The sequence below is a fragment of the Bacillus sp. AY18-3 genome, assembly GCF_008042305.1.
Taxonomy (GTDB): domain Bacteria; phylum Bacillota; class Bacilli; order Bacillales; family Bacillaceae_G; genus Bacillus_A; species Bacillus_A wiedmannii.
In genome coordinates this window covers 168930-193558 of sequence record NZ_QKQR01000015.1, presented here as the reverse complement: position 1 = coordinate 193558, position 24629 = coordinate 168930, and the positions used below count along the sequence as shown (strand labels likewise).

The following is a 24629-nucleotide window of genomic DNA, read 5'->3' as shown; positions in this document are numbered from 1 at the left end:
CATATTAAATCCGGCTAGCTTTTTATATTATCATTTACTTCATTCCAATCATTACAATTCATATAATACATATCAATAAGGAGGTTTAACTATGAAAACCGCAATCTACCTTAGAAAGTCCCGTGCCGACCTCGAAGCCGAAGCACGTGGCGAAGGTGAAACTTTAGCAAAGCACCGCACTACCCTGCTGAAAATTGCCAAGGAAATGAACCTAAATGTTTTATCTGTCCGTGAGGAAATCGTTTCTGGTGAGAGCTTAGTGAAACGTCCTGAGATGTTAGCACTGCTCGAAGAAATTGAAGATAACAAATATGATGTTGTTCTTTGTATGGATATGGACCGTTTAGGTCGTGGTGGTATGAAAGAACAAGGAATCATTTTAGAGACGTTTAAACGCTCGAATACGAAGATTATGACACCTAGGAAGACTTATGACCTTAATGATGAGTGGGATGAAGAATACAGCGAATTTGAAGCGTTTATGGCCCGTAAGGAGTTAAAGATTATTACACGACGTATGCAACGAGGTCGTGTTGCCAGTGTAGAGGCTGGGAATTATCTTGGCACACATGCACCATTCGGATATGATATCCATCGCTTAAATAAGCGAGAACGTACTTTAACGATTAATCCAGAAGAAGCTTCAGTTGTAAGAATGATATTTGATTGGTATGCACATGAGGATATGGGAGCAAATGCAATTAGAAGCAAGTTAAATGATCTTGGCTACAAAAGTAAGCTAGGTAATGAATGGAACCCCTACAGCATCTTGGATATATTAAAAAATAATGTGTACATCGGAAAAGTAACGTGGCAAAAACGAAAAGAAGTAAAACAGCCTGATGCCGTAAAAAGAAGTTGTGCTCGTCAAGATAAATCAGATTGGATTATTGCTGATGGCAAACATGAACCAATCATACCTGAAAGTTTATTTGAACAAGTACAAGAAAAATTAAACTCAAGATATCATGTTCCTTACAATACGAACGGAATTAAAAATCCTCTAGCTGGCATTATCAAATGTAGTAAATGTGGTTATAGCATGGTACAACGTTATCCGAAGAACCGAAAAGAAACGATGGATTGTAAACACCGTGGCTGTGAAAACAAATCAAGTTATACTGAATTAATTGAGAAGCGTTTACTCGAGGCACTAAAAGAATGGTACATCAATTATAAAGCTGATTTTGAAAAACATAAGCAAGATGACAAATTAAAAGAAACTCAAGTTATTCAAATGAATGAAGCTGCATTACGAAAACTTGAAAAAGAATTAGTGGATGTCCAAAAACAAAAAAATAATTTACATGATTTATTAGAACGTGGTGTTTACACAGTCGATATGTTTTTAGAACGCTCGAATGTAGTTTCTGATCGTATTACTGAAATTACTTCCACGATGGAAAACTTAAAGAAAGAAATTAAAACAGAAATTAAGAAAGAAAAAGTGAAGAAAGATACAATACCTCAAGTAGAGCATGTTCTTGATCTGTACTTTAAAACAGATGATCCCAAAAAGAAAAACAGCCTCCTAAAGTCAGTTTTAGAAAAGGCTGTTTATAAAAAGGAAAAGTGGCAAAGACTCGATGATTTCGAACTTGTGCTTTACCCTAAGCTCCCTCAAGCTGGCGACATATAAGCGTTCGTGCTTTGTTGTCACCTTGTTGGTGTAATTAGATTTACTCCATTCAGCCCTAAAGCATCATTCGTCGAAACAGCCAATACGACAGGCTTGCCGTTTCTTAACGTCGCTTTCGCTGCCATTAGTACTGGAGAGTCTGTCATTGCATTTGCAAATTTACTCATAGAATTTCCTGTTAGTGGTGCAATTACCATACAATCTAGTGGAATTTTAGGTCCTAGTGGTTCTGCGCCAACGATTGAATTAATTGCTTTAAATCCTGTTACTTCTTCAATCTTTTTAATCCACTCTGCTCCTTCTCCAAATCTCGTGTTTGTTGATTGAACAGTGTAAGAAACAACGGGGCGTACTTCTGCTCCCTCAGCAATTAATTTTTCTAAATGAGGCATTACTTCTTCGTACGTACAATGTGAACCAGTAAAACCAAACCCTATTCTTTTCCCTTTTAAATTCATTCCCCATTCTCCTTTCTTGCTATTACGTCTTCTGCTAGTAACTGAGAAAGAACGTTCGCTAAAATTTGTCCTGCTGTTTTTGGAGCAACAATACCTGGTAATCCAGGTGCTAACAGCGCTTTGACTCCTCTTTTTTCCGCATATCTAAAGTCGGTACCGCCTGGTTTAGAAGCTAAATCAATTACTAACGTATGAGCCGGCATTTTCGAAATAACATTCGCTGTCACGACGAGATGCGGAATTGTATTAATGACAATATCGATATTTCCTACTTCTTTCTCAATATTTTGCATATGAAAAGGGGAAAACATCATTTCTGTAATACGTGCAATATGTTCCGATCGTCTTGCTCCAACTTTGACATGGGCTCCTAATGATTGAAATGCTCTGGCAACACTCATCCCTGTTCTACCAAATCCTAAAACCATTACATTGGAACCATGAATTGTATAGTCGGTATGTTGAATTACCATCATTAATGTACCTTCTACAGTTGGTATAGAATTGTAGATTGCCACATCATCACGATCAAATAATTTAACAAGTTTGCGGTTTGTAGTAGATACGAGATTTTCCAAGTAAGGCGTACCAATACCTGAATATATAGTAAAGTGTTCTGGTGTATTTTCAATTTGTTCTTTCGTTATAGAAACTTTTTCGTTTGAAAAAATAGTATCTACTTCTCCCTTGGCATTTGTACCTGCAACTGGCAAAATAATTGCATCTACAGAAGTGAAATCTAAATTTTGTATACTTTCTTTTGCTGCCCCTGTGAAGCCATGATCTAACTGATCAAACCCTATCAATGAAAGTTTCGCATCCAATTCAACTAGCTTGCGAATTACTTCTAGCTGTCTTGCATCTCCTCCTATGACAGCAATATGCATCTCAGTCAACATTCCCTAATTCACCTTCTTTTTCTGTCATTTATAAGAAAAGTGCCTACTTTTTCTTTTTCCTCCACATCATATGTAATGTACGAGTTTTAGGTGATTGAAAAACAAAAGCAAGTATGATTTATCCCGCTATTTGTATGCAGTTAGACCTCCATCTCAACATTCGACATATAAGAGGACATTATACGGGAAATTGATTTCCGGTAAACGCTCGATTCATGTGAGCTTTTACTCAGAGGAGAATAAACAAAAAAAGATGACCAAAATGGCCACCTTTCACTTCGAATTTGAATGATCCGTAATATCACAAAGGATCATATCGTGCCCTACTTTCTTAATTTGGCTCCACGTGACTCTTACTTCTTGTGGTTCCTTTTTAAAACCTCCCCATTTCCCAGCCGGTATGATAAGAGCCTGTATTTGGCCATCCTTCTCATCAATCTCTAAATCAACATAACCTAAAACTCCCATTTTTTCTGCTCTTTCTAAATTTACAATCTCTTTGCCACTTAATTCACTTAATCGCATACACTCTCCCCCTACCGAATTATGAATTTAAGTTATCTATAATCAGTACCTATTCTGTATATCCAAAAAAAATAACCGTATCTCATTTAAAAGAGATACGGTTATTTTTACATACTTCATATAAAGCAATTATAGTTTTATTCCTTTTGGAAGTTTTCCATCTGGACTAATTAATGCTGCAGAGAATTCATCTGTAAACATGTTACGAATTAACTCATCAACATTTTCTTTTGTTACTGTGTTTACACTTTCAATAATCTCATCAAGTGAACGATGCTTACGAAGTAGCAATTCATTTTTACCATTACGGCTCATACGGCTATTCGTACTTTCTAAACTTAACATTAAGTTTCCTTTTAATTGCTCTTTACTATTAATAAGCTCTTTTTCTGTAATACCTGTATTTTTCAATGTTTCTAATGTTTCTTGCATTGTTTCATACAGTGTATCTAATTGTTGGCTACCTGTTCCACCATACAGCGTTAACATACCTGTATCTTCATAAGAAGAATGGTAAGAAAATACTGAATAGGCTAACCCGCGTTGCTCACGTACTTCTTGGAATAAACGGCTACTCATACTACCGCCTAAAACGTTATTTAATACAATTAAGTTATAAATATCTTCGTGTCCCATTTGTAAGCCTTTATATCCTAAACATAAATGAGCTTGTTCTGTTTCCTTTTTACGTGCTACCTTATTAAAATGGAAAATTGGGCTATGTACTTGTTCACGATTTGTTGTTCCTTCATAACTACCGAAATATTGCTCTACTGTTTGTAAAAAGGCTTCATCAATATTTCCTGCAACTGAAACAACGACATTTTCAGGTGTGTAATGATCCTTGATATATTGGCGTAGCGTATCACCTGTAAACGTATCAAGCGTTTCTTCTGTTCCTAAAATAGGATATCCAAGCGGATGCGTTTCATATGTTGCTTTCGTTAACATATCATGCACAATATCATCTGGAGCATCTTCGTACATTTTAATTTCTTCACATACGACATTCTTCTCTTTTTTCAGTTCTTCCTCATCAAATGTTGAATTAAAGAACATATCTGCTAATACATCTAAAGCATATTTAGCATGCTCATCTAGCACTTTTGCATAATAACAAGTGTATTCTTTTGAAGTAAAAGCATTCACTTGCCCACCAATGCTATCAAATGATTCTGCAATTTCGCGTGCACTACGTGTTTCTGTTCCTTTAAAGAACATATGCTCTAAAAAGTGGGAAACCCCGTTATTTTTTTCATTTTCATTTCTTGATCCCGCATGGATCCAAATACCAATCGCAACCGATCTTACAGTTGGTATATTCTCCATAACAATTCTTACACCATTTTTACAAGTATATTTTTTAATCAAAAACTTTCCTCCTACTGCCAGTTTCTCTAAATAAGTGCTATTATTTAATGATAACAAGTTTAAGGATGAATGTCATGCAAATGTATTTAATCCACACGTTTTTCATCCAGTAATTCTGTTATATTCCCTACTTTATATCCTTGTTCCTTCAATTTTGTAATCATTGTATCTAATGCTTCTGCTGTAGATGACGTTGGATGCATTAATACGATAGCACCTGGATGTATTTTTCTCATCACTCTCTGCAATAGTACCTCTGGCTCAGGTCGCTTCCAATCAATTGTATCTACAGTCCACATAATCGTTCCCATTTGGAAATCATCTGCAATTTTCACGACTTCATCCCGAAAACTTCCACTCGGCGGAGCAAACCATCTTACCTTTTGATTCGTAGCTGCTTCGATCATTCGATTTGTTTTTTGTAACTGATCTCGGATTTCATCAGAAGATAGCGTTTTCATATTAGGGTGTGTGTAAGAATGATTTCCGACTTCTTGATTTGCATCAACAATCATTTTGGCAAATCGCAAATTTTCCTTCACCCAACGTCCTTCTAAAAAGAAAGTCGCTTTCACATCATGTTTTTTCAATATTTCTAATATACGAGGCAAATACTCGTTTCCCCACGCCACATTTATTGTTAATCCCACCATCTTTTTATTTGGATGTCCCCTATAAATTGGGGCTGGTGATAAATCTTCTAAGTGGACACTCGGTGATACTTCCTTGAATTCAAGATTTCTTTGATCAAATTTCTTTAGTTTCTTCATATTATTATAGGATGCTTCGATATCAACTTGTCTTCCATTATATCCTGGTGTTGATTTCCATATCTTATCAATCATCGCATTTTGAGGTGCAATCTCATATTGTTTTGCATGTTTTTGAATTTCTTCATATAAGTTATCCTGTGCAAAAACGGAATAAGAGCCTACACTGACATATAAAAAGAATATACATATGTATGCCAATACTCGAGCTTTCATATAAACCCTCCCATTAACTATATAAAAACCTTTTTTCTTCTTATCTTTGTTAATTTGAGCGTTATAATGAAAACTATACCTATACTGACATAAAAATATATGTAAATCATATTTTTTACATAACAAAAAAAGCCAGTTTAACTGGCTTTTACTTATTGCTGCTCTTGTTTGTTTTCTTCTTTAGCAGCTTCTTTTTCTTGCTCTTCTTTTAGCAATACTTTTCTAGATAGATTCACGCGACCTTGCTTGTCAATCTCGATAACTTTAACTGTAATTACATCACCGATTTTCACAACGTCTTCTACTTTACCTACACGCTCAAGTGCAAGTTCAGAAATGTGAACTAATCCGTCTTTACCGCTGAATAATTCAACGAAAGCACCGAATTTCTCAACACGTTTCACTTTTCCTTCGTAGATTTCACCTACTTGTACTTCGCGAACGATATCTTCGATAATTTTCTTAGCTTTGTCATTCATTTCTTGATTTATTGAAGAAATGAATACTGTACCATCTTGCTCGATGTCAATTTTAACGCCAGTTTCTTCAATAATTTTATTGATTTGTTTACCGCTCGGCCCAATAACGTCACGGATTTTATCTGGGTTAATTGTCATTGTAATAATCTTTGGAGCATAAGCTGATAATTCAGTACGTGGCTCTGCAATAACAGATAACATATGATTTAGAATGTGCACACGACCAACTTTTGCTTGTTGTAATGCCTCTTCTAAAATTTCACGAGATAGACCATCTATTTTAATGTCCATTTGCAGTGCAGTTACACCTTTTGCTGTACCTGCTACTTTAAAGTCCATATCACCTAAATGATCTTCCATACCTTGAATATCAGATAAAATTGTGTAATGCTCACCAGTTTTAACTAGACCCATTGCAATACCTGCAACTGGAGCTTTAAGCGGAACACCAGCATCCATCATTGCTAAAGTACTACCACAAATACTTGCTTGTGAAGTAGAACCATTTGATTCTAAAACTTCAGATACAAGACGTACTGTATATGGGAAATCTTTTTCAGATGGAATTACAGGCTCAAGAGCACGTTCTCCTAGTGCACCGTGACCAATTTCACGACGACCTGGTCCACGCATCGGTCTTGTTTCACCAACACTAAATGATGGGAAATTGTAATGGTGCATAAAACGTTTTGATTCTTCTACACCAAGACCATCTAAAATTTGTACATCGCCTAATGCACCTAATGTACAAATACTTAATGCTTGTGTTTGTCCACGTGTGAATAAACCAGAACCGTGTGTACGAGATAAAATACCAACCTCTGATGCTAATGGACGGATTTCGTCACCTTTACGGCCATCTGGGCGGATTTTTTCAACTGTAATAAGACGACGTACTTCTTCTTTTACAATTTTATATAAAATCTCACTTACTTGTCCTAATGTATCAGCGTCAGCTTCCTGCGCTTCGTAATGCTCAATTACACGCTTTTTCACTTCGTTAATTGCATCTTCACGTGCATGTTTCTCATGTACTTGAATTGCAGAATGCATATCCTTCTCAGACATTTCACGTACAGCTTGATTAAGATCAGCGTCAACTTCATAAAGTTTCACTTCTGATTTCTCTTTACCTACAGCTTGTACAATCTCTTCTTGGAATGCAATTAGACGTTTAATTTCGTCATGTCCAAACATAATTGCTTCTAACATTGTTTCTTCAGGCACTTGATCTGCTCCTGCTTCAACCATGTTAATTGCATCTTTCGTACCAGCTACAACAAGGTGAATATCACTTTGTTCTTGCTGTTCTACTGTTGGATTAATAACGAATTCGCCGTTAATACGACCAACTGTTGCACCCGCGATTGGGCCTTCAAATGGAATATCTGAAATCGATAACGCTAATGAAGAACCAAGCATAGCTGCCATTTCAGAAGAACAATCTTGATCAACACTCATTACTATGCTGACAACTTGTACTTCGTTACGGAAACCATCTGCGAAAAGCGGACGAATTGGACGGTCGATTAAACGACTTGCCAAAATTGCTTTTTCACTCGGACGACCTTCACGTTTAATGAAACCGCCAGGAATTTTTCCGACTGCATATAAACGCTCTTCATAATTTACTGTAAGTGGGAAGAAATCTACATTTTTTGGTTCTTTTGATGCAGTTGCTGTAGATAGAACCGCTGTATCGCCATATCTTACTAATACTGCTCCGTTCGCTTGCTTCGCAAGCTGACTTGTTTCAACTGTTAGCTGACGACCAGCTAAATCTATCGAGAAGACTTGCTTTTCTTGACTCATTTAAGTACCCCTCTCAATTTAAAGTATTCAATTCTTCTATGTAAATGGATAGTATATCACAATATTCTACCTCTAGTATTACCGAAAATGAAGTAAGCTATAAAGGGTAGAAGATATATTTTTACCTAACAAAAAAGCGGGAATATTCCCGCTTCTTTGACTATCGACGTAAGCCAAGCTTTGTGATTAATTCACGGTAACGTGTGATATCGCTATTACGAAGGTAAGTTAGTAAGTTACGACGTTTACCAACCATCTTTAATAGACCACGACGTGAATGATGATCTTTCTTGTGAGTACGTAAGTGCTCGTTTAGAGTGTTAATTTGCTCCGTTAGGACAGCAATTTGAACCTCTGGAGAACCAGTATCAGTCTCATGAGTTCTAAATTGTGCAATGATTTCATTTTTACGCTCTTGTGTTAAAGCCATCCTATTTCACCTCCTATTAATTAAACCCCCAATTACCTAGCAAGCGTCGGTGAGTCGCAATGCCAAGCAATGGTTGTCATAAAGTACATAACATAGAATACTACTTTTCATTTGAAAAAGCAAGTATATTCTTTTCGTTCGCAAAATATTCTTGTGCTATTTTCTTATCTTTTGCAATTTGTTCAACTAACTCATCGATGCCATTGAATTTCTTTTCTTCTCTTATACGCATATGCCACTCTACTGTAACATTTTGATCATATATGTCTTTGTTAAATTCAAATAAGTGCACTTCAATAGATAATTGACGCTCATCTTCTTTAAAAGTTGGTTTATATCCAATATTACATACACCATCGTACCATTCATCTTGAACTTTTAATCTCACTGCATAAACACCTACAGGTGGTAATAGATACTCATCACTTAAACCTATATTAGCTGTGGGAAAACCAATTTGACGTCCACGCTTATCACCGTGTACAACCGTTCCCCCTACTGTATATGCTCTACCTAAAATAGATGGAATTTGTTCCATTTCGCCATTTCGAATTAACTTTCGTAATGCTGTAGAACTTACTTTCTCTTCTTGAAATTCAACTTTTTCAATCACAGTCTGTGTAAACTCCCCTCTTGCATGAAATGGTAAAGTCTCCATCTTTCCTTTTCCTAAACGTCCATATGAATAATCAAACCCTGCTACTACATGCTTTACATTCAAACCAATAATATAATCATCTACAAATTGTTGTGGCAATAAGCCTGCAAACGATTCATCAAATTTAATAACATATAATATATCGATCCCTAAGTTTTCGACTATTTTTTCTTTATCACACATTGGTGTAATATACTCCGCATGCGCTTCCTTTTTTCCTAAAACAACAGATGGGTGCGGATAAAATGTCATAACTGCACTTTTATATCCTCGTTCATCAGCTATTTGTTTCGCAGTTCGAATCACACATTGATGTCCTAAATGAATGCCATCAAAAAATCCTAATGCCATTACAGTAGGTGGTAATTCTAATTTATTTTGTTCATGTGGATGAGTTAAATGAATAAGTTTCACGCTTGAATTCACCTTTTTCTGTAATAATCCTTCCAATAATTCATTATAGCTTTAGTTCTTGATTATTCACAAGTACTTTCATCGGCTTTAGCATACCAGGGTGTTTTGGATGGTGCTCATAAATTGCAAGGCAACGATTATTTGTATCAAACACTGTTATAAATGGCGCCGTTATTTGCAATTCATTTTTTAAGAACATACCATTCTTTATTTTCTCTGCTTGCTTTTCATCTACAACCATTTTCGGAAACTTACTTAATGCTTCATCAATTGAAATGAAGATAGACTCTACTGTTCCATTTTGCACGTTTTCTTCAATTTCTTCAAATGATATGCAATCTTCTAATAAAAACTCACCAGAAGCTGTTCTTACAAGGTGAGACATATGTGATGGGAAACCAAGTTTTTCACCAATCATTACTGCTAACGTTCTTACATATGTCCCTTTACTACACGTTACACGGAAACGGAATGAAATATTTTCTCCCTCAAACACTTCACGGTCATCTAGTAATACAAATTCATGAATTGTAATTGTACGAACTGGACGTTCAACTTCTTGTCCTGCTCTTGCATATTCATATAATTTTTTTCCGTTAACTTTTACAGCTGAAAACATCGGAGGCATTTGTTCAATCGTACCTGTTAATGCAGCAAGAGCCCCTTCTACTTCCTTACGAGTAATAACACGATCTACATTTTTCCTTTCAACAACTTCACCAGAAGCATCTTCAGTTGTCGTTGAAAATCCAAGTGTTACTTCACCTTCATATGTTTTCGTCTCACTTGTTAAAAATTGTGAAATCTTCGTTGCTCGTCCTACACAAATAGGTAATACTCCTGTTACATCTGGATCTAATGTTCCTGTATGACCAATTCGTTTCTCACGCAATATCTTTCTTAATTTAAATACACAATCATGTGATGTCATGCCTTTTGGCTTATGTAATAATACTACACCTTCCATATATGTTCACCTCATCATAATTCTTTCATAGTAATTATCCAAATTTAATTTTGCATTGAAAAAATGGATAGACAAATGTCTATCCATTATTCTTCACGTTTACCGTCTTTATTAATTTGATGTAAAAGTGTATCAATTCGATGACCATATCCGATAGACTCATCAAACTCAAAGGAAATTTCCGGTGTTTTACGAAGACGAATACGCTGGCCAATTTCTGAACGAATGAAACCTTTTGCCTTCGCTAAACCTTTTAATGTACTTTCTTTCTGTTCCTCATCACCTAAAACAGAAATATATACTGTAGCAATTTGTAAATCTCCACTCACTTGTACATCTGTTACTGTAACAAATCCAACACGTGGATCTTTAATTTTACGACTGATGATGTCGCCTAATTCTTTTTTCATTTGCTCGCCTACACGGTTTGCACGTAATTTCATAACTCTTCACCTCATTCAATACCATTCCAATTGTGTTATTGTACGTTCAATTTCAGGAAATGAATCGATGTACTCGAGTACACGATTCATTTCTTTTTCACAAATAACACGATTAGAGGATACAGAAACAATTGCAATTTCTGTACGTTGCCATACATCTTGATGCCCTACTTCTGAAACAGCTACATTATAACGCTGCTTCACACGAGTTAGCACCCGTTGCAAAATTGCTCGTTTCTCTTTTAAAGAATGCACATCGTAAATCATACACTCGAATGAGAGTGAAGCGATAATCATCGCTTCACTTCTTCCATAATGTACGCTTCAATGATGTCCCCTTCTTTAAGATCATTATATCTCTCAATTGTAATACCACACTCATAGTTTTGTGCAACTTCTTTTACGTCATCTTTGAAACGTTTTAACGTATCAAGTTGTCCTTCGAAAATTACTACGCCATCACGGATAATACGCACGCCACTATCACGTGTAATTTTACCGTCAATTACGTAACAACCTGCGATTGTTCCAACTTTTGTTACTTTGAATGTTTGGCGTACTTCCGCTTGACCGATTACTTTTTCTTCGAATTCTGGATCCAGCATACCTTGCATTGCTGATTCGATTTCTTCGATTACTTTATAGATAATACGGTGTAAACGAACATCAACATTCTCTAATTCAGCTGTACGCTTCGCATTCACATCAGGGCGTACGTTAAATCCAATTACAATTGCATTAGATGCAGAAGCTAAAATAACATCAGATTCTGTAATCGCACCTACGCCTGTATGGATAATTTTAACTTTAACACCTTCAACATCAATTTTACGAAGTGACGCTGCCATTGCTTCTACAGAACCTTGTACGTCTGCTTTCACAATTAAGTTAATTTCTTTTACATCGCCTTCTTGGATTTGTTGGAATAAATCTTCAAGGCTTAATTTAGATTTTTCACCACGCTGAGCAAGTAACGCTTCTTGTGCACGTGATTCACCGATTTGACGAGCTTTCTTCTCATCAGCGAATGCCATGAAACGATCTCCCGCTTGTGGTACTTCGTTTAAACCTGTAATTTCAACAGGAGTTGATGGACCAGCAACTTTTACACGACGACCAATATCACTTACCATTGCACGAACACGTCCGAATGAAGTACCAACAACGATTGGATCTCCAACTCGAAGTGTACCGTTTTGAACAAGTAATGTCGCGATAGTTCCTTTACCTTTATCAAGCTGTGCTTCGATTACAGTACCAGTTGCATAGCGGTTTGGATTTGCTTTATATTCTTCTACTTCACTTACAAGAAGAATCATTTCTAATAAGTTGTCAATTCCTTCACCTTGAATTGCAGAAATTGGTACGAAAATTGTATCTCCGCCCCAAGCTTCTGGAACTAATTCATATTCTGTTAATTCTTGCATTACACGATCAGGATTTGCCGCTGGTTTATCCATTTTATTCACAGCTACAATAATTGGTACTCCAGCTGCTTTCGCATGGCTAATTGCTTCAACTGTTTGTGGCATAACACCGTCATCAGCTGCAACAACAAGGATTGTAATATCCGTTACTTGCGCACCACGAGCACGCATCGTTGTAAATGCCGCGTGACCAGGCGTATCTAAGAATGTAATCTTCTTGTCATTTACTTCAACTTGGTATGCACCAATATGCTGAGTAATTCCACCTGCTTCGCCTGCAGTTACTTTTGAATTACGGATAGAGTCAAGTAAAGTTGTTTTACCATGGTCAACGTGCCCCATAATTGTAACTACAGCTGGACGCTCTTTTAAGTTCTCTTCATCATCTTGCTCATCGATGAATGTTTCAAATTCAGTTTCACTTACAACTACTTCTTCTTCTACTTCAATACCATAATCAGTAGCAATTAACTCAATTGTATCTTTATCTAAGTCTTGGTTAATTGTTGCCATAATTCCAAGCATAAAGAGCTTCTTAATAATTTCAGATGGCTCTTTGCTTAATTTTTTAGCAAGCTCACCTACTGTAAGACTTCCAGAGAAAGTAACTTTATCTGGTGTTTCTACAGTTTGTGTTTGTTGTCTTCCAGCAAAGTTATCTTGACGTTTGTCTTCATTTCCTTTGCCTTTTTTCTTTTTCTTATTGCTGTTCTTTTTACTACGAACAACTTTTTCTTCTACTTCAAACTCATCTGCAACAGAAGGTTTTTCAGTTTGATACGCATTATCTAATTTATTTACTACTTCATCTTCTAACATTGTCATATGATTCGAAACCTCGATATTCATTTCTTTTAGTTTTGTCATAAGATCTTTACTTGAGATATTATGTTGTTTTGCATATTCATGCACTCGAATTTTACTCATACCTTCACCCCCGGTAATTTGTATCGAGCATGCTACGCAGCTTTTTCGCAAAGCCCTCATCTAACACAGCTACAACGACTCGCTCGTCTCTCCCAATCGCATGCCCTAATTGTTGTCGATTTTCGACCTTTCTCATTGGTACGTTGTAATACGTCGCTTTATCCGTGATGCGTTTTGTAGTATTTGCTGACGCATCTTCAGATAGCAATACAAGTTTTGCTTTGCCACTTCGTACTTCTTTTAAAACAAGTTCTTCACCCGAAATAATTTTCCGAGCCCGGTTTGCTAGTCCTAAAAACGATTTCCAATCGGACACTTATTTCGACTCCTTCTCAACAAGCTCAAGAAGCTCTTCGTATAGAGAACCGTCGATTTTCGCTTTTAGATGATGTTCCAAAACATTTTTCTTTTGGGCTTGAAGAATACTTTCTTTATCTTTTGATAAATAAGCACCTCGTCCTGATTTCTTTCCAGTTAAATCAATGGACACTTCTCCCTCTTTGGAACGAACAATGCGAACGAGCTCTCGTTTTGATTTCATTTCTTGCGTTGCAACACATTTTCGTAACGGAACTTTTCGATTGCTCATACTCATCACCTCTATTCGATTTCGTCTTCAACTGAATCGAATCCGAATGCGATTACGCTATCTTCTTCTGTTACAATACCAAGTTGTTTCGCATCAGACTCACTCTTAATATCAATTTTCCAACCTGTTAATTTAGCTGCAAGACGTGCATTTTGTCCACGCTTACCAATAGCTAATGACAGTTGGTGGTCTGGAACAACAACTGTTGTTGCTTTTTCTTCTTCATCTACAAGCACTTTAACAACTTGTGATGGGCTTAAAGCATTTGCAACATATTCTACTGGATCATTTGACCAGCGAACGATGTCAATCTTTTCGCCTTTTAGTTCGTCTACAATGCGTTGTACACGTTGTCCTTTCGGTCCTACACAAGAACCTACTGGATCAACATCAATGTTCTCTGCATGTACAGAAATTTTAGAGCGATCGCCTGCTTCGCGTGCTACAGAACGAATTTCAACAGTTCCATCATAAATTTCAGGAACTTCCATTTCGAATAAACGTTTTAAAAGACCAGGATGTGTACGTGATACGTAAATTTGTGGTCCTTTCGTTGTTTTTTCTACTTTCGTAATGAATACGCGAATACGATCATGTGGTTTGTACTGTTCGTTTGGCATTTGCTCACTTACAGGTAATAAAGCTTCTACTTTCCCTAAGCTTACATAGATGAAACGAGCATCTTGACGTTGTACGATACCCACCATGATATCTTCTTCACGGTCACTAAACTCAGAGTAAATAACACCACGCTCTGCTTCGCGCACTCGTTGTGTTACAACCTGTTTTGCAGTTTGTGCTGCAATACGACCGAAATCTTTTGGTGTTACTTCAATCTCTAGTACGTCACCATCTTGATAGTTTGGATTAATTTGTCTTGCTTCTTCAACAGAAATTTCAAGACGTGGATCAAACACATTATCAACAACGTCTTTACGTGCTAAAACTTGAATTGTTCCCACTTCTGGGTTAAAGCTCACACGAACGTTTTGTGCTTGGTTAAAATTGCGTTTATAAGCAGAGATTAACGCTGCTTCAATCGCATCAATAATAATATCTTTGCTAATTCCTTTTTCTGACTCTAATACGAGCAAGGCATCTAACAACTCAGTGCTCATGAAGATCCCCCTTCTAACTAAAACGTAACAGCAAGTCGCGCATTTGCAACTTTATCCATTGAAATTTGGATTTCTTTTTTACGTGTTTTAATTGTTAATAATAATGTAATTGTAGTACCATCGTAGGAAAGTAGCTTTCCTTCAAACATTTTTTCACCATCAATCGGCTCATATGTTTTAATTGCCACTTGTTTTCCTACCGCTTGCTGGAAGTCTTTCTCTTTCTTTAATGGGCGTTCCGCTCCAGGAGATGATACATCCAAAAAGTAAAGATGAGGAATTGGATCCTCTTTATCTAAAGCTTCGCTTAAACGCTCACTTACCGCACCGCATTCTTCAATGTCGACTCCCTTTTCAGAATCGATGAATACGCGTAAGAACCAGTCTTGTCCTTCTTGCACATACTCTACATCTACAAGTTCAAGATTTAACTCTTCAACGATTGGCTGCGCAAATGCTTCTACAACTTCTGTGACTTTCTTATCCATAAACAGCCTCCTTCCTGCCGCCATGTACCATTTACAAGAAAAGACCCCGTCCATAAAAACGGTCCATCTTATTCTTTCTCGTTAGCTAACAAAAGCCCCTGCCGTTAAGCAGGGAATATCTGTCTTAGTATTACCAAATTTAAGAAGTAAAACTTGTAACAAAATATGTATATACGACAGAAATTTCTTACCTCTCCACATCAATAAAACGTAGATAGTAACACGAAAGAGTGGGTTTCCCCACTCTTTTTTTTACACAATATACATGACATGGTTATCTCGGTTAATAGTATACCATAGCAAATGTTGATTTGCAAAGAATTTTCCTACCTATTAGAACAGTGATAACTGGTTTTGATCAGGTAGATCGCCTAAGCAACCTTGACTATCTAAATACTCAATAATTGTTTTCGAAACCTTACTGCGCTGCTGTAAATCTTCTTTTGATAAGAAATCTCCATTTTTGCGTGCTTCTACAATACTTAAAGCTGCATTTGTACCAAGTCCAGGCACTGCATTAAATGGAGGAATTAAAGTATCCCCATCAATAATAAATTCTGTTGCATGCGAACGGTATAAATCAACCTTTTGGAATGAGTATCCACGCTCACACATTTCAAGTGTCATTTCTAGTACTGTTAATAAACTTTTCTCTTTCGGCGCTGCATCCAAACCTTTTTGCGCAATTTCATCAATTCTTACACGTATAGATGCTGAACCTTTCGCCATCGCCTCTACATCAAAGTCATCTGCACGAACTGTAAAGTATGCCGCATAGAATAGAAGCGCGAAATGTACTTTAAAGTATGCAATACGTACAGCCATAAGTACGTAAGCAGCCGCATGGGCTTTAGGGAACATGTACTTTATTTTCTTACATGAATCAATATACCAACCTGGTACATTATTACTTTTCATGTCATCTTCCCATTCTTCCGGTACACCTTTACCTTTACGAACTGACTCCATGATTTTGAAGGCTAATGATGGGTCTAAACCTTGATAGATTAAATATACCATGATGTCATCACGACAACCGATAACTTCACTCAGCGTACATGTACCGTTATAAATTAACTCGTTTGCATTACCAAGCCATACGTCTGTACCATGTGATAGTCCAGAGATTTGGACTAACTCAGAGAATGTCGTAGGTTTCGTCTCTTCTAACATCTGCCTTACGAATTTCGTACCAAACTCTGGTATACCAAGTGTACCTGTTTTACAGTTAATTTGTTCTTCCGTTACCCCTAACGATTCCGGGCCTGAGAAAATTTTCATTACTTCCGGATCGTCTGTTGGGATTGTTTTCGGATCAATACCACTTAAATCTTGTAACATACGAATAACAGTAGGATCATCGTGTCCTAGTATATCAAGTTTCAATAAATTATCATGAATGGAGTGGAAATCAAAGTGTGTCGTTCTCCACTCAGCCCCTATTGAATCTGCCGGAAACTGAATTGGTGAGAAATCAAAGATATCCATGTAATCTGGCACAACGATAATACCACCTGGATGCTGTCCAGTTGTACGTTTTACGCCCGTACATCCTGCTACTAAGCGGTCAATCTCTGCATTTCGAATCGTTAAATTATGATCATTTGCATAACCTTTTACATATCCATAAGCCGTTTTTTCCGCAACTGTACCTATTGTACCCGCACGGTATACATAATCTTCACCGAACAGTACTTTCGTATAGTTATGGGCACGTGGTTGGTATTCCCCGGAGAAGTTCAGATCGATATCGGGTACCTTATCTCCTTTAAATCCAAGGAACGTTTCGAACGGAATATCATGTCCATCTTTCACGTATGGAACATTACATGCAGGACATTCTTTATCCGGCAAGTCAAAACCAGAACCTACAGAACCATCATTAAAGAATTCTGATTGCTTACACTTCGGACATACATAGTGTGGTGGTAATGGGTTTACTTCTGTAATTTCCATCATCGTTGCAACGAATGATGAACCTACCGATCCACGCGAACCTACTAAATATCCGTCTACTAACGATTTTTTCACAAGCTTATGTGAAATTAAATAAATTACGGCAAATCCATGCCCAATAATACTTTTTAATTCTTTTTCTAAACGCGCTTCTACAATTTCAGGTAACTCTTCACCATAAATGCTACGCGCCATTTTATAACTCATATCACGCGTCTCATCATCTGCACCTTCAATTTTCGGTGTATATAAATCATCTTTCACTGGATGAACATCACCAATTAATGATGCAATCTTTTGTGTATTCGTTACAACAATTTCTTTCGCTACGTCTTCACCTAAGAATGAAAAACACTCTAACATTTCATCCGTTGTACGGAAATGTACAGGTGGTAATGAATGTCGGTTTAACGGATTGGCTCCGCCCTGCGAACTGACTAAAATCTTGCGATACATTGCATCCTCTGGATCTATATAATGCACGTTTCCTGTAGCAACAACTGGTTTATCTAACGTCTCACCTAGTTTTACTAAGTTAGAAATAATTGTTTTTAATTGTCCCTCATCTCGAACAAGTTCACGCTCTACTAAATGACGTAACACCTCTGGAGGCATTACTTCAATGTAATCATAGAACTGCGCAATTTCTTCTACCTCTTCAGGAGCTTTTTGCATCATCGCCTCAAACACTTCACCTTTATCACAAGCCGTTCCTACTAAAATTCCTTCACGATATTTTTTTAATAGTGACCTTGGTACTCGTGGTACACGGTAAAAGTAATTTAGGTGAGAATAGGAAACAAGTTTATATAAATTTTTCAACCCTACATCTGATGTCGCAAGTAACGTCATATGACTTGGACGTCCACGCTTATACGCATCCCCTTGCCCCATGCTATCATTTAATTGATCGTGATATTCAAATCCCTTTTCAATCACATCTTTTAACATTTTCACAAGTAAGTATCCCGTTGCTTCTGTATCATAAATCGCACGGTGATGTTGCGTTAATTCAATATCAAGCTTTTTACACATCGTATTTAATCGATGGTTTTTCATTTCCGGGAATAAGAATCTTGCAAGTTCTAACGTATCAATAACAGGATTATTCGTTTTTTCTAGTCCAGCCTTTTTAAAACCTACGTTAATAAAGCCCATATCAAAACTTGCGTTATGAGCAACAAGTGTATGGTCGCCCATCCATTCTTCAAACTTTTTAAACACTTCGTCCACTTCTGGTGCATCCGTTAACATATCATCTGTAATACCTGTTAATTCAATAATCGTCGCAGATAATGGTTGATGTGGATTTGCGAAAGATTCAAAGCGGTCAATAATTTCGCCACCTTTTACTTTTACAGCCGCTAACTCGATAACAGTATCATATACAGCTGATAAACCTGTCGTCTCAACGTCGAAAACAACATAAGTTTCCTCTGCAAGTAAACGATGCGCTTCGTTATATGCAATCGGTACACCATCATTAACTAAATTCGCCTCTACACCATATATAACTTTAACCCCAGCCTTTTTACCCGCAGAATATGCCTCTGGGAAAGACTGCGCAACAGCATGGTCTGTAACAGCGATTGCCTCATGTCCCCATTTACCTGCTTGGGCAACAAGTCTAGAAACAGGAGTAACAGCGTCCATTTGGCTCATCGGTGTGTGAAGATGCAGCTCTACACGTTTTTCACCTTCTGGCGCTTTATCTTTACGAGACGGTCCTGTTATTTCATTTATATCATTTGCAATCATTACTAAATCTCGAACGAATGTATCATTTTGAACAGAACCACGCGCTTTCACCCACATTCCTTTTTTCAAGGATTGCAGCATTGGAATATCTTCTTTGTCACGCGAGAACATTTTGATCATAATTGAATCCGTATAGTCTGTTATTTTTAAAGTTAATAACGTACGGCCACTACGTAGCTCTTTCGTTTCTACATGGAAGACATACCCTTGAACTGTTTTTCTTCTTTCTTCATCTTGAATTTCTCGCATCGGTGTAATCTCTTCATCCGGCTTAATAAGATATCCGAGTACAACCGGTCCTTCATGCACAACGCTACTTTCTTCAGCTTGCTTCTTTGCCATTTCTTCCATAGCTTGTATAACACGTTCACGATCTTCTTGCTGCGTTTGCTCACGAAACTTTTGCATTTCTTCTGTATTTTGCTGTATATGTGTGTCTAACTGAAAACGCGGGAATCCAAAAGTTTCGTATTGATCCCCTACTGGTTTCGCAACGTTTTTCTTTAAAGCAGTAGATTCCAGCTCATTATTCACATTTATTAGCAACTTCACTCCATTCACCTGCGGAAGCTGCTTTTTTAAGTAAGCAAACATAGGTGAAAATGTAATTCGTTCCGTACAAAGTGGCCAATACGCCCTCACTTCTTCTTCTGTAAATTGTTTATTCTCTGTTTCTAATGCAAATGTTGTTCTTGCAATATGAGAAAATGATTGCTTAAGCTTTGTTTCTAGCAATTCATATAATTCTGTAGGCAAAATTCGTGGCACTTGTAAATCAAAATGCCAACTTTTATTCGTTTTATCAATAACGAGCCTTTCAATGCCACCACCTTGTAAATATTGATTTATAAGGTCGTCTGGTATTTGCAACTGCTGGAGCAAAATTTGAAATCGCTCTTGTTGTTCATTTGTTAAAGACATAAGCACTCTCCTTCCATTTGCTATTATAAATTGAAACGTACTACAAAGAAAGATTTCTCCCTTCTTCTTTTACAAAATACGTTTACAAAGAAAGAGAAGGTACCTCATTACGAGGTACCTCTTCTTATTTTAAAATATTTGCAATATATGTTTGAAGTTCTTCTACTTTCACTTCTTCAGACTCGCCTGTAGCACGTACTTTCACTTCTACAATACCTTCGTCTGCTTTTTTACCAACTGTCACGCGAACTGGAAGGCCGAATAAATCTGCATCTGCAAATTTAACACCTGCACGTTCTGCACGATCATCTAGTAATACTTCGTACCCTTGCTCTTGTAATGAGTTGTAGATGTTTTCACCCATTTCACGTTGCGCATCAGATTTCATATTTACTGGAATTACATGCACATGGAACGGTGCAACAGCTTTTGGCCAAACTAAACCGTTCTCATCATTAAACTGCTCTGCGATTGCTGCCACTGTACGAGATACACCGATACCGTAACAACCCATAATAAGTGGTTGTGTTTTTCCGTTTTCATCTAGGAATGTTGCGTTCATTGCTTCACTATAACGAGTTCCTAATTTGAATACATGGCCAACTTCAATTCCGCGTGCGAAAAGAATTGTTCCATTTCCATCTGGAGACTGGTCTCCTTCTTGAATGAAGCGTAAATCTGTATATTGACTTACTTTAAAGTCACGTTCTGGATTTACATTTACATAATGGAACCCTTCTTCGTTCGCTCCTGAACATCCGTTAACAATTGATGCTACAGCATGGTCTGCGATAATTTCGATATCACCTGTTACACCAATCGGTCCTAAAGAACCAACTTCACAGTTTAATAACTCTTTCACTTCTTCATGAGAAGCAAGCTCAACAACTGAAGCGCCGTATACATTTTTCACTTTTACATCGTTTACTTCATGATCACCACGAACAAGTACAACTACTAATTTCTCATCTACTTTATATACCATAGACTTAATGCACTTGTCAGCTTCAATGTTTAAGAATGCAGATACTTCTTCAATTGCTTTTTGATCTGGTGTTGCTACTTTTTCAAGTGCCTTTTCTGCTTCATCACTCTTCGTATACGTAGCTACCACAGGAGCCATTTCGATGTTTGCTGCATAATTAGATGTATCAGAGTATGCAATTGTATCTTCACCAACTTCAGATAATACCATAAATTCATGCGTATCTTTTCCGCCCATTGCTCCAGAGTCAGCAATAACTGCACGGAAATTCAAGCCACAACGAGCAAAAATGTTAGAGTATGCTTTGTATAAGCGATCGTATACTTCATCTAAACTCTCTTGTGTAGCATGGAAAGAGTATGCATCTTTCATTAGAAACTCTCTTCCACGTAATAAACCAAAACGAGGTCTTTGTTCATCACGGAATTTCGTTTGAATTTGGTACAATGTTAACGGTAATTTTTTATATGATTTCACTTCATCACGTACAAGATCCGTAATTACTTCTTCATGTGTCGCTCCTAATGCGAATTCACGAGCGTTACGATCTTTCATACGCATTAATTCAGATCCGTAAGAATACCAACGGCCTGATTCTTGCCATAATTCTGCAGCTTGCATCGCTGGCATTAATAATTCTACAGCTCCTGCGCGCTCCATTTCTTCTCGAACGATACGTTCTACTTTGTGTAGTACTTTTAATCCAAATGGTAGAAAACTATAAATACCAGAAGCATTTTGACGCATAAAACCTGCACGAAGTAATAACTGATGACTCTTAATCTCCGCATCAGCTGGAACTTCACGTAATGTAGGACTGAATACCATACTTTGTTTCATTTATTCGCACCTCTTCATTTTACTCTTACACGCAGTAAAACCCCTCACCTCGAGTTAGGTGAGGGATTTTATTCTACGAGCTCTATTTCATTATAAGTTTCACTTTATTTTACAAGAAAAACTTACGAATGTCATTCCAAGTTACAACTAACATAAGTAACATTAATAATGCAAAACCAATAAAGTGAACCATTCCTTCTTTTTGGCGGTCAATTGGTTTCCCTCGTAACGCTTCAATTAAGAAGAAGAACAAACGTCCACCGTCTAAAGCAGGGACTGGTAGTAAATTAAATAAACCAAGGTTAATACTTAAAACTGCTGCTAAACTTAATACACGCGTAAATCCATAATCTACGACTTGATCTGTTAGATTATAAATTCCTACTGGACCTGACAACTCATTAATAGAGAATTGACCAGTTACTAATTTCACAAGTGAATCAAAAATTAGTTTTGTCCATTGGTATGTTTGTTCAAATCCTGATTTAATAGAACCCATTACTGTTTTCTCTACTGGAGAGTAAACACCAATTCTACCCACTTCGTCTTTTCCTTCTTTATCGAGTGTTGGCGTTACTTTTACATTAAACTGTTCATTATCACGCTTTACTTGTAACGTAATTTCTTTATTTGGGTTTTCACGTACAATGGTAACAACATCTTTCCATGTACTTGTGTTTTTCCCATCGATTGCTTGAATTGTATCATTTTCTTTTAATCCGGCTTGCTCGGCTGCACTATTCTCCATTACTTTTCCGACCATTGGCTTGTCAACAGGAACACCTTGTACAAATCCAAGAATCACAAAAATAACAAATGCTAAAATGAAGTTCATTGCAGGACCTGCAAAGATTGTTAAGGCACGTTGACCCAATTTCTTGGAGCCGAATTGCCTATTATACGGAGCAATTTGTATTTCTTCACCAGCAGTAATAATACGAGCCTTTTCATTCACTCGGAATGTTTGAAGCTCTTCCTCGTACTCTTCATAGCCCGAAATTGTTAAATTATGCTCTAAATCAGCTTGTTCGACTTCAATGACACGAACATTTGGATACTTTTCATATCCATCAAAAACTAATTTCGCAACTTCGTCTTTTTCATTTAATACAAGGCCAACCTTTTTTCCAGGCTTTAACTCAACTGTGTCTGCATCCTCGCCAGCCATTCTTACATAGCCACCAAGGGGCAGTAATCGAATCGTATACACCGTTTCATTCTTTTCAAATGAGAATATTTTCGGACCAAAACCAATCGCAAACTCACGGCATAAAATACCTGCTCTTTTTGCGAAATATAGATGCCCTAGCTCATGGAAAAATACGAGTGCACCGAAAATTAATATAAAGGCAATCGCTGTATTCAATTCCATACCACCTTTGCTAAATTTGTTCCATCACAAACCGTCTTGTGGTTGCATCAATTTCCAGAATTTCCTCTAAGCTCGGACGTGCAATGACATTGTGATGGTTCATTGCTTTTTCAATGAGGTCTTCCACTGTTAAGAAACCAATTCTCTTTTGTAAAAACGCTTCAACAGCTACTTCATTTGCTGCATTCATTACAGCTGGCATACTTCCACCTGTTTTTCCAGCTTCATACGCAAAACGCAAACAACGGAAACGTTCTTGGTTCATTTTCTCAAAATGCAATGTTCCCATTTCCCATAAATTTAACTGCTTTGTGTCTGAAAGAGGTAATCGATCAGGATATGTAAGTGCGTATTGAATTGGTACTCGCATATCAGGTGAGCCAAGCTGTGCCATCACACTACGATCTTCAAATTCAACCATAGAATGAATAATACTTTCTTTATGTAAAACAACATCGATTTGCTCATAAGGGATACCAAAAAGCCAATGTGCTTCAATTACTTCTAGCCCCTTATTCATCATTGTAGCAGAATCAATTGTAATTTTCGAACCCATTGACCAGTTTGGATGTCGAAGCGCATCTTCTACGGTCACATGATGCAATTCATCTCTCGTTTTATCACGGAAACTTCCACCAGAAGCCGTAATAATTAGTCGAGAAATTCTTTTTTCATTTTCACCATTCAAGCATTGAAAAATAGCTGAATGTTCACTGTCTACTGGAAGTAACGAAACATTATGTTTTCGTGCTGCTTCCATTACAAGATGCCCTGCGGTTACTAACGTTTCTTTGTTTGCAATTCCGATTGTTTTTTTCGCCTCAATTGCACGAAGTGTTGGTAACAACCCTACGCTACCTACAACAGCATTTACTACAATCTCTGCATCTGGATGTAATGCTACTTCTAAAAGCCCTTCACTACCATATACAATTTTTGTATTACCAGAGACAGCTTGTAATTTTAAAACATCTTCCTCTCTTTGCACAGAGACAATTTGCGGAGAAAATTCTTGAATTACCTTTACTGCGTAGTCAATATTTTTCCCTACAGAAAAAGCAACGAGACGGAATTGGTCTGGGTGCGAGCGTAATACATCTAAAGTTTGTGTACCAATTGATCCGCTTGCACCTAATAAACTAATGTTTTTCATGACTCCAACCCCTC

20 protein-coding genes and 1 pseudogene are annotated in these 24629 nt (G+C 37.1%); 1 reads left to right on the top strand and 20 read right to left on the bottom strand.

Going from position 1 to position 24629, the window contains the following annotated elements:
• Positions 1-91: 91 nt before the first annotated feature.
• Positions 92-1639, top strand: a complete 1548-nt coding sequence (locus tag DM800_RS15385; RefSeq protein WP_147787124.1) for a recombinase family protein — start codon at positions 92-94, stop codon at positions 1637-1639.
• Between the two features lie 32 nt (positions 1640-1671).
• Here DM800_RS15385 and dpaB read toward each other — a convergent pair.
• The 20 genes and pseudogenes from dpaB to dxr form a co-directional block, all read right to left on the bottom strand.
• Positions 1672-2097, bottom strand: a pseudogene (dpaB, locus tag DM800_RS15380) (dipicolinate synthase subunit B); the annotation flags it as partial.
• A complete protein-coding gene (dpaA, locus tag DM800_RS15375) occupies positions 2094-2996 on the bottom strand; it encodes a dipicolinic acid synthetase subunit A (RefSeq protein ID WP_000954740.1) in 903 nt (300 codons plus the stop codon). The pseudogene dpaB and the gene dpaA, both read right to left, overlap by 4 nt.
• A gap of 273 nt (positions 2997-3269) precedes the next feature.
• On the bottom strand, positions 3270-3521 hold the full coding sequence (locus tag DM800_RS15370; RefSeq protein ID WP_001239751.1) for a YlmC/YmxH family sporulation protein: 252 nt from the start codon (positions 3519-3521) through the stop codon (positions 3270-3272).
• Positions 3522-3650: 129 nt separating this feature from the next.
• Positions 3651-4892, bottom strand: a complete 1242-nt coding sequence (locus tag DM800_RS15365) for a M16 family metallopeptidase (protein WP_000593006.1) — start codon at positions 4890-4892, stop codon at positions 3651-3653.
• 86 nt (positions 4893-4978) lie between these two features.
• On the bottom strand, positions 4979-5878 hold the full coding sequence (locus DM800_RS15360; RefSeq protein ID WP_088064282.1) for a polysaccharide deacetylase family protein: 900 nt from the start codon (positions 5876-5878) through the stop codon (positions 4979-4981).
• 152 nt (positions 5879-6030) lie between these two features.
• Positions 6031-8169: a polyribonucleotide nucleotidyltransferase gene (gene pnp / locus DM800_RS15355; RefSeq protein WP_046957398.1), complete on the bottom strand. Its 2139-nt coding sequence runs from the start codon at positions 8167-8169 to the stop codon at positions 6031-6033.
• Positions 8170-8329: 160 nt separating this feature from the next.
• Positions 8330-8599 (bottom strand): 30S ribosomal protein S15, encoded by a 270-nt coding sequence (rpsO, locus tag DM800_RS15350; protein WP_001229392.1) that lies wholly within the window; start codon positions 8597-8599, stop codon positions 8330-8332.
• Between the two features lie 100 nt (positions 8600-8699).
• The gene (gene ribF, locus DM800_RS15345) at positions 8700-9671 is read right to left on the bottom strand and encodes a bifunctional riboflavin kinase/FAD synthetase (RefSeq protein WP_098856881.1); all 972 of its coding nucleotides are present in this window, start codon (positions 9669-9671) and stop codon (positions 8700-8702) included.
• A 43-nt stretch (positions 9672-9714) separates the two neighbouring features.
• Positions 9715-10638: a tRNA pseudouridine(55) synthase TruB gene (truB, locus tag DM800_RS15340; protein WP_147787123.1), complete on the bottom strand. Its 924-nt coding sequence runs from the start codon at positions 10636-10638 to the stop codon at positions 9715-9717.
• Positions 10639-10724: 86 nt separating this feature from the next.
• Positions 10725-11081 (bottom strand): 30S ribosome-binding factor RbfA, encoded by a 357-nt coding sequence (gene rbfA, locus DM800_RS15335; RefSeq protein WP_000776445.1) that lies wholly within the window; start codon positions 11079-11081, stop codon positions 10725-10727.
• Between the two features lie 15 nt (positions 11082-11096).
• Complete coding sequence (locus DM800_RS15330) at positions 11097-11378, bottom strand: DUF503 domain-containing protein (RefSeq protein WP_000582364.1); 282 nt, start codon at positions 11376-11378, stop codon at positions 11097-11099.
• Positions 11375-13435, bottom strand: a complete 2061-nt coding sequence (gene infB / locus DM800_RS15325) for a translation initiation factor IF-2 (protein WP_000036353.1) — start codon at positions 13433-13435, stop codon at positions 11375-11377. Before infB ends, DM800_RS15330 begins: the two co-directional genes overlap by 4 nt.
• Before the next feature lie 4 nt (positions 13436-13439).
• Entirely contained in the window at positions 13440-13751 is a 312-nt protein-coding gene (locus DM800_RS15320) for a YlxQ family RNA-binding protein (RefSeq protein WP_001286521.1), read from the bottom strand.
• Entirely contained in the window at positions 13752-14024 is a 273-nt protein-coding gene (gene rnpM / locus DM800_RS15315; RefSeq protein WP_000071127.1) for an RNase P modulator RnpM, read from the bottom strand. It lies immediately after the preceding gene.
• Between the two features lie 11 nt (positions 14025-14035).
• Complete coding sequence (nusA, locus tag DM800_RS15310; protein ID WP_000102596.1) at positions 14036-15142, bottom strand: transcription termination factor NusA; 1107 nt, start codon at positions 15140-15142, stop codon at positions 14036-14038.
• Between the two features lie 17 nt (positions 15143-15159).
• Positions 15160-15630, bottom strand: coding sequence for a ribosome maturation factor RimP (gene rimP / locus DM800_RS15305; protein WP_000359099.1), 471 nt, complete (start codon positions 15628-15630; stop codon positions 15160-15162).
• A 333-nt stretch (positions 15631-15963) separates the two neighbouring features.
• On the bottom strand, positions 15964-20265 hold the full coding sequence (locus DM800_RS15300; protein WP_048545990.1) for a PolC-type DNA polymerase III: 4302 nt from the start codon (positions 20263-20265) through the stop codon (positions 15964-15966).
• 124 nt (positions 20266-20389) lie between these two features.
• Positions 20390-22090: a proline--tRNA ligase gene (locus DM800_RS15295; protein WP_147787122.1), complete on the bottom strand. Its 1701-nt coding sequence runs from the start codon at positions 22088-22090 to the stop codon at positions 20390-20392.
• Positions 22091-22199: 109 nt separating this feature from the next.
• On the bottom strand, positions 22200-23456 hold the full coding sequence (gene rseP / locus DM800_RS15290; RefSeq protein ID WP_001090238.1) for an RIP metalloprotease RseP: 1257 nt from the start codon (positions 23454-23456) through the stop codon (positions 22200-22202).
• 16 nt (positions 23457-23472) lie between these two features.
• Positions 23473-24615 (bottom strand): 1-deoxy-D-xylulose-5-phosphate reductoisomerase, encoded by a 1143-nt coding sequence (gene dxr / locus DM800_RS15285; RefSeq protein ID WP_000790363.1) that lies wholly within the window; start codon positions 24613-24615, stop codon positions 23473-23475.
• Between the last annotated feature and the right edge of the window lie 14 nt (positions 24616-24629).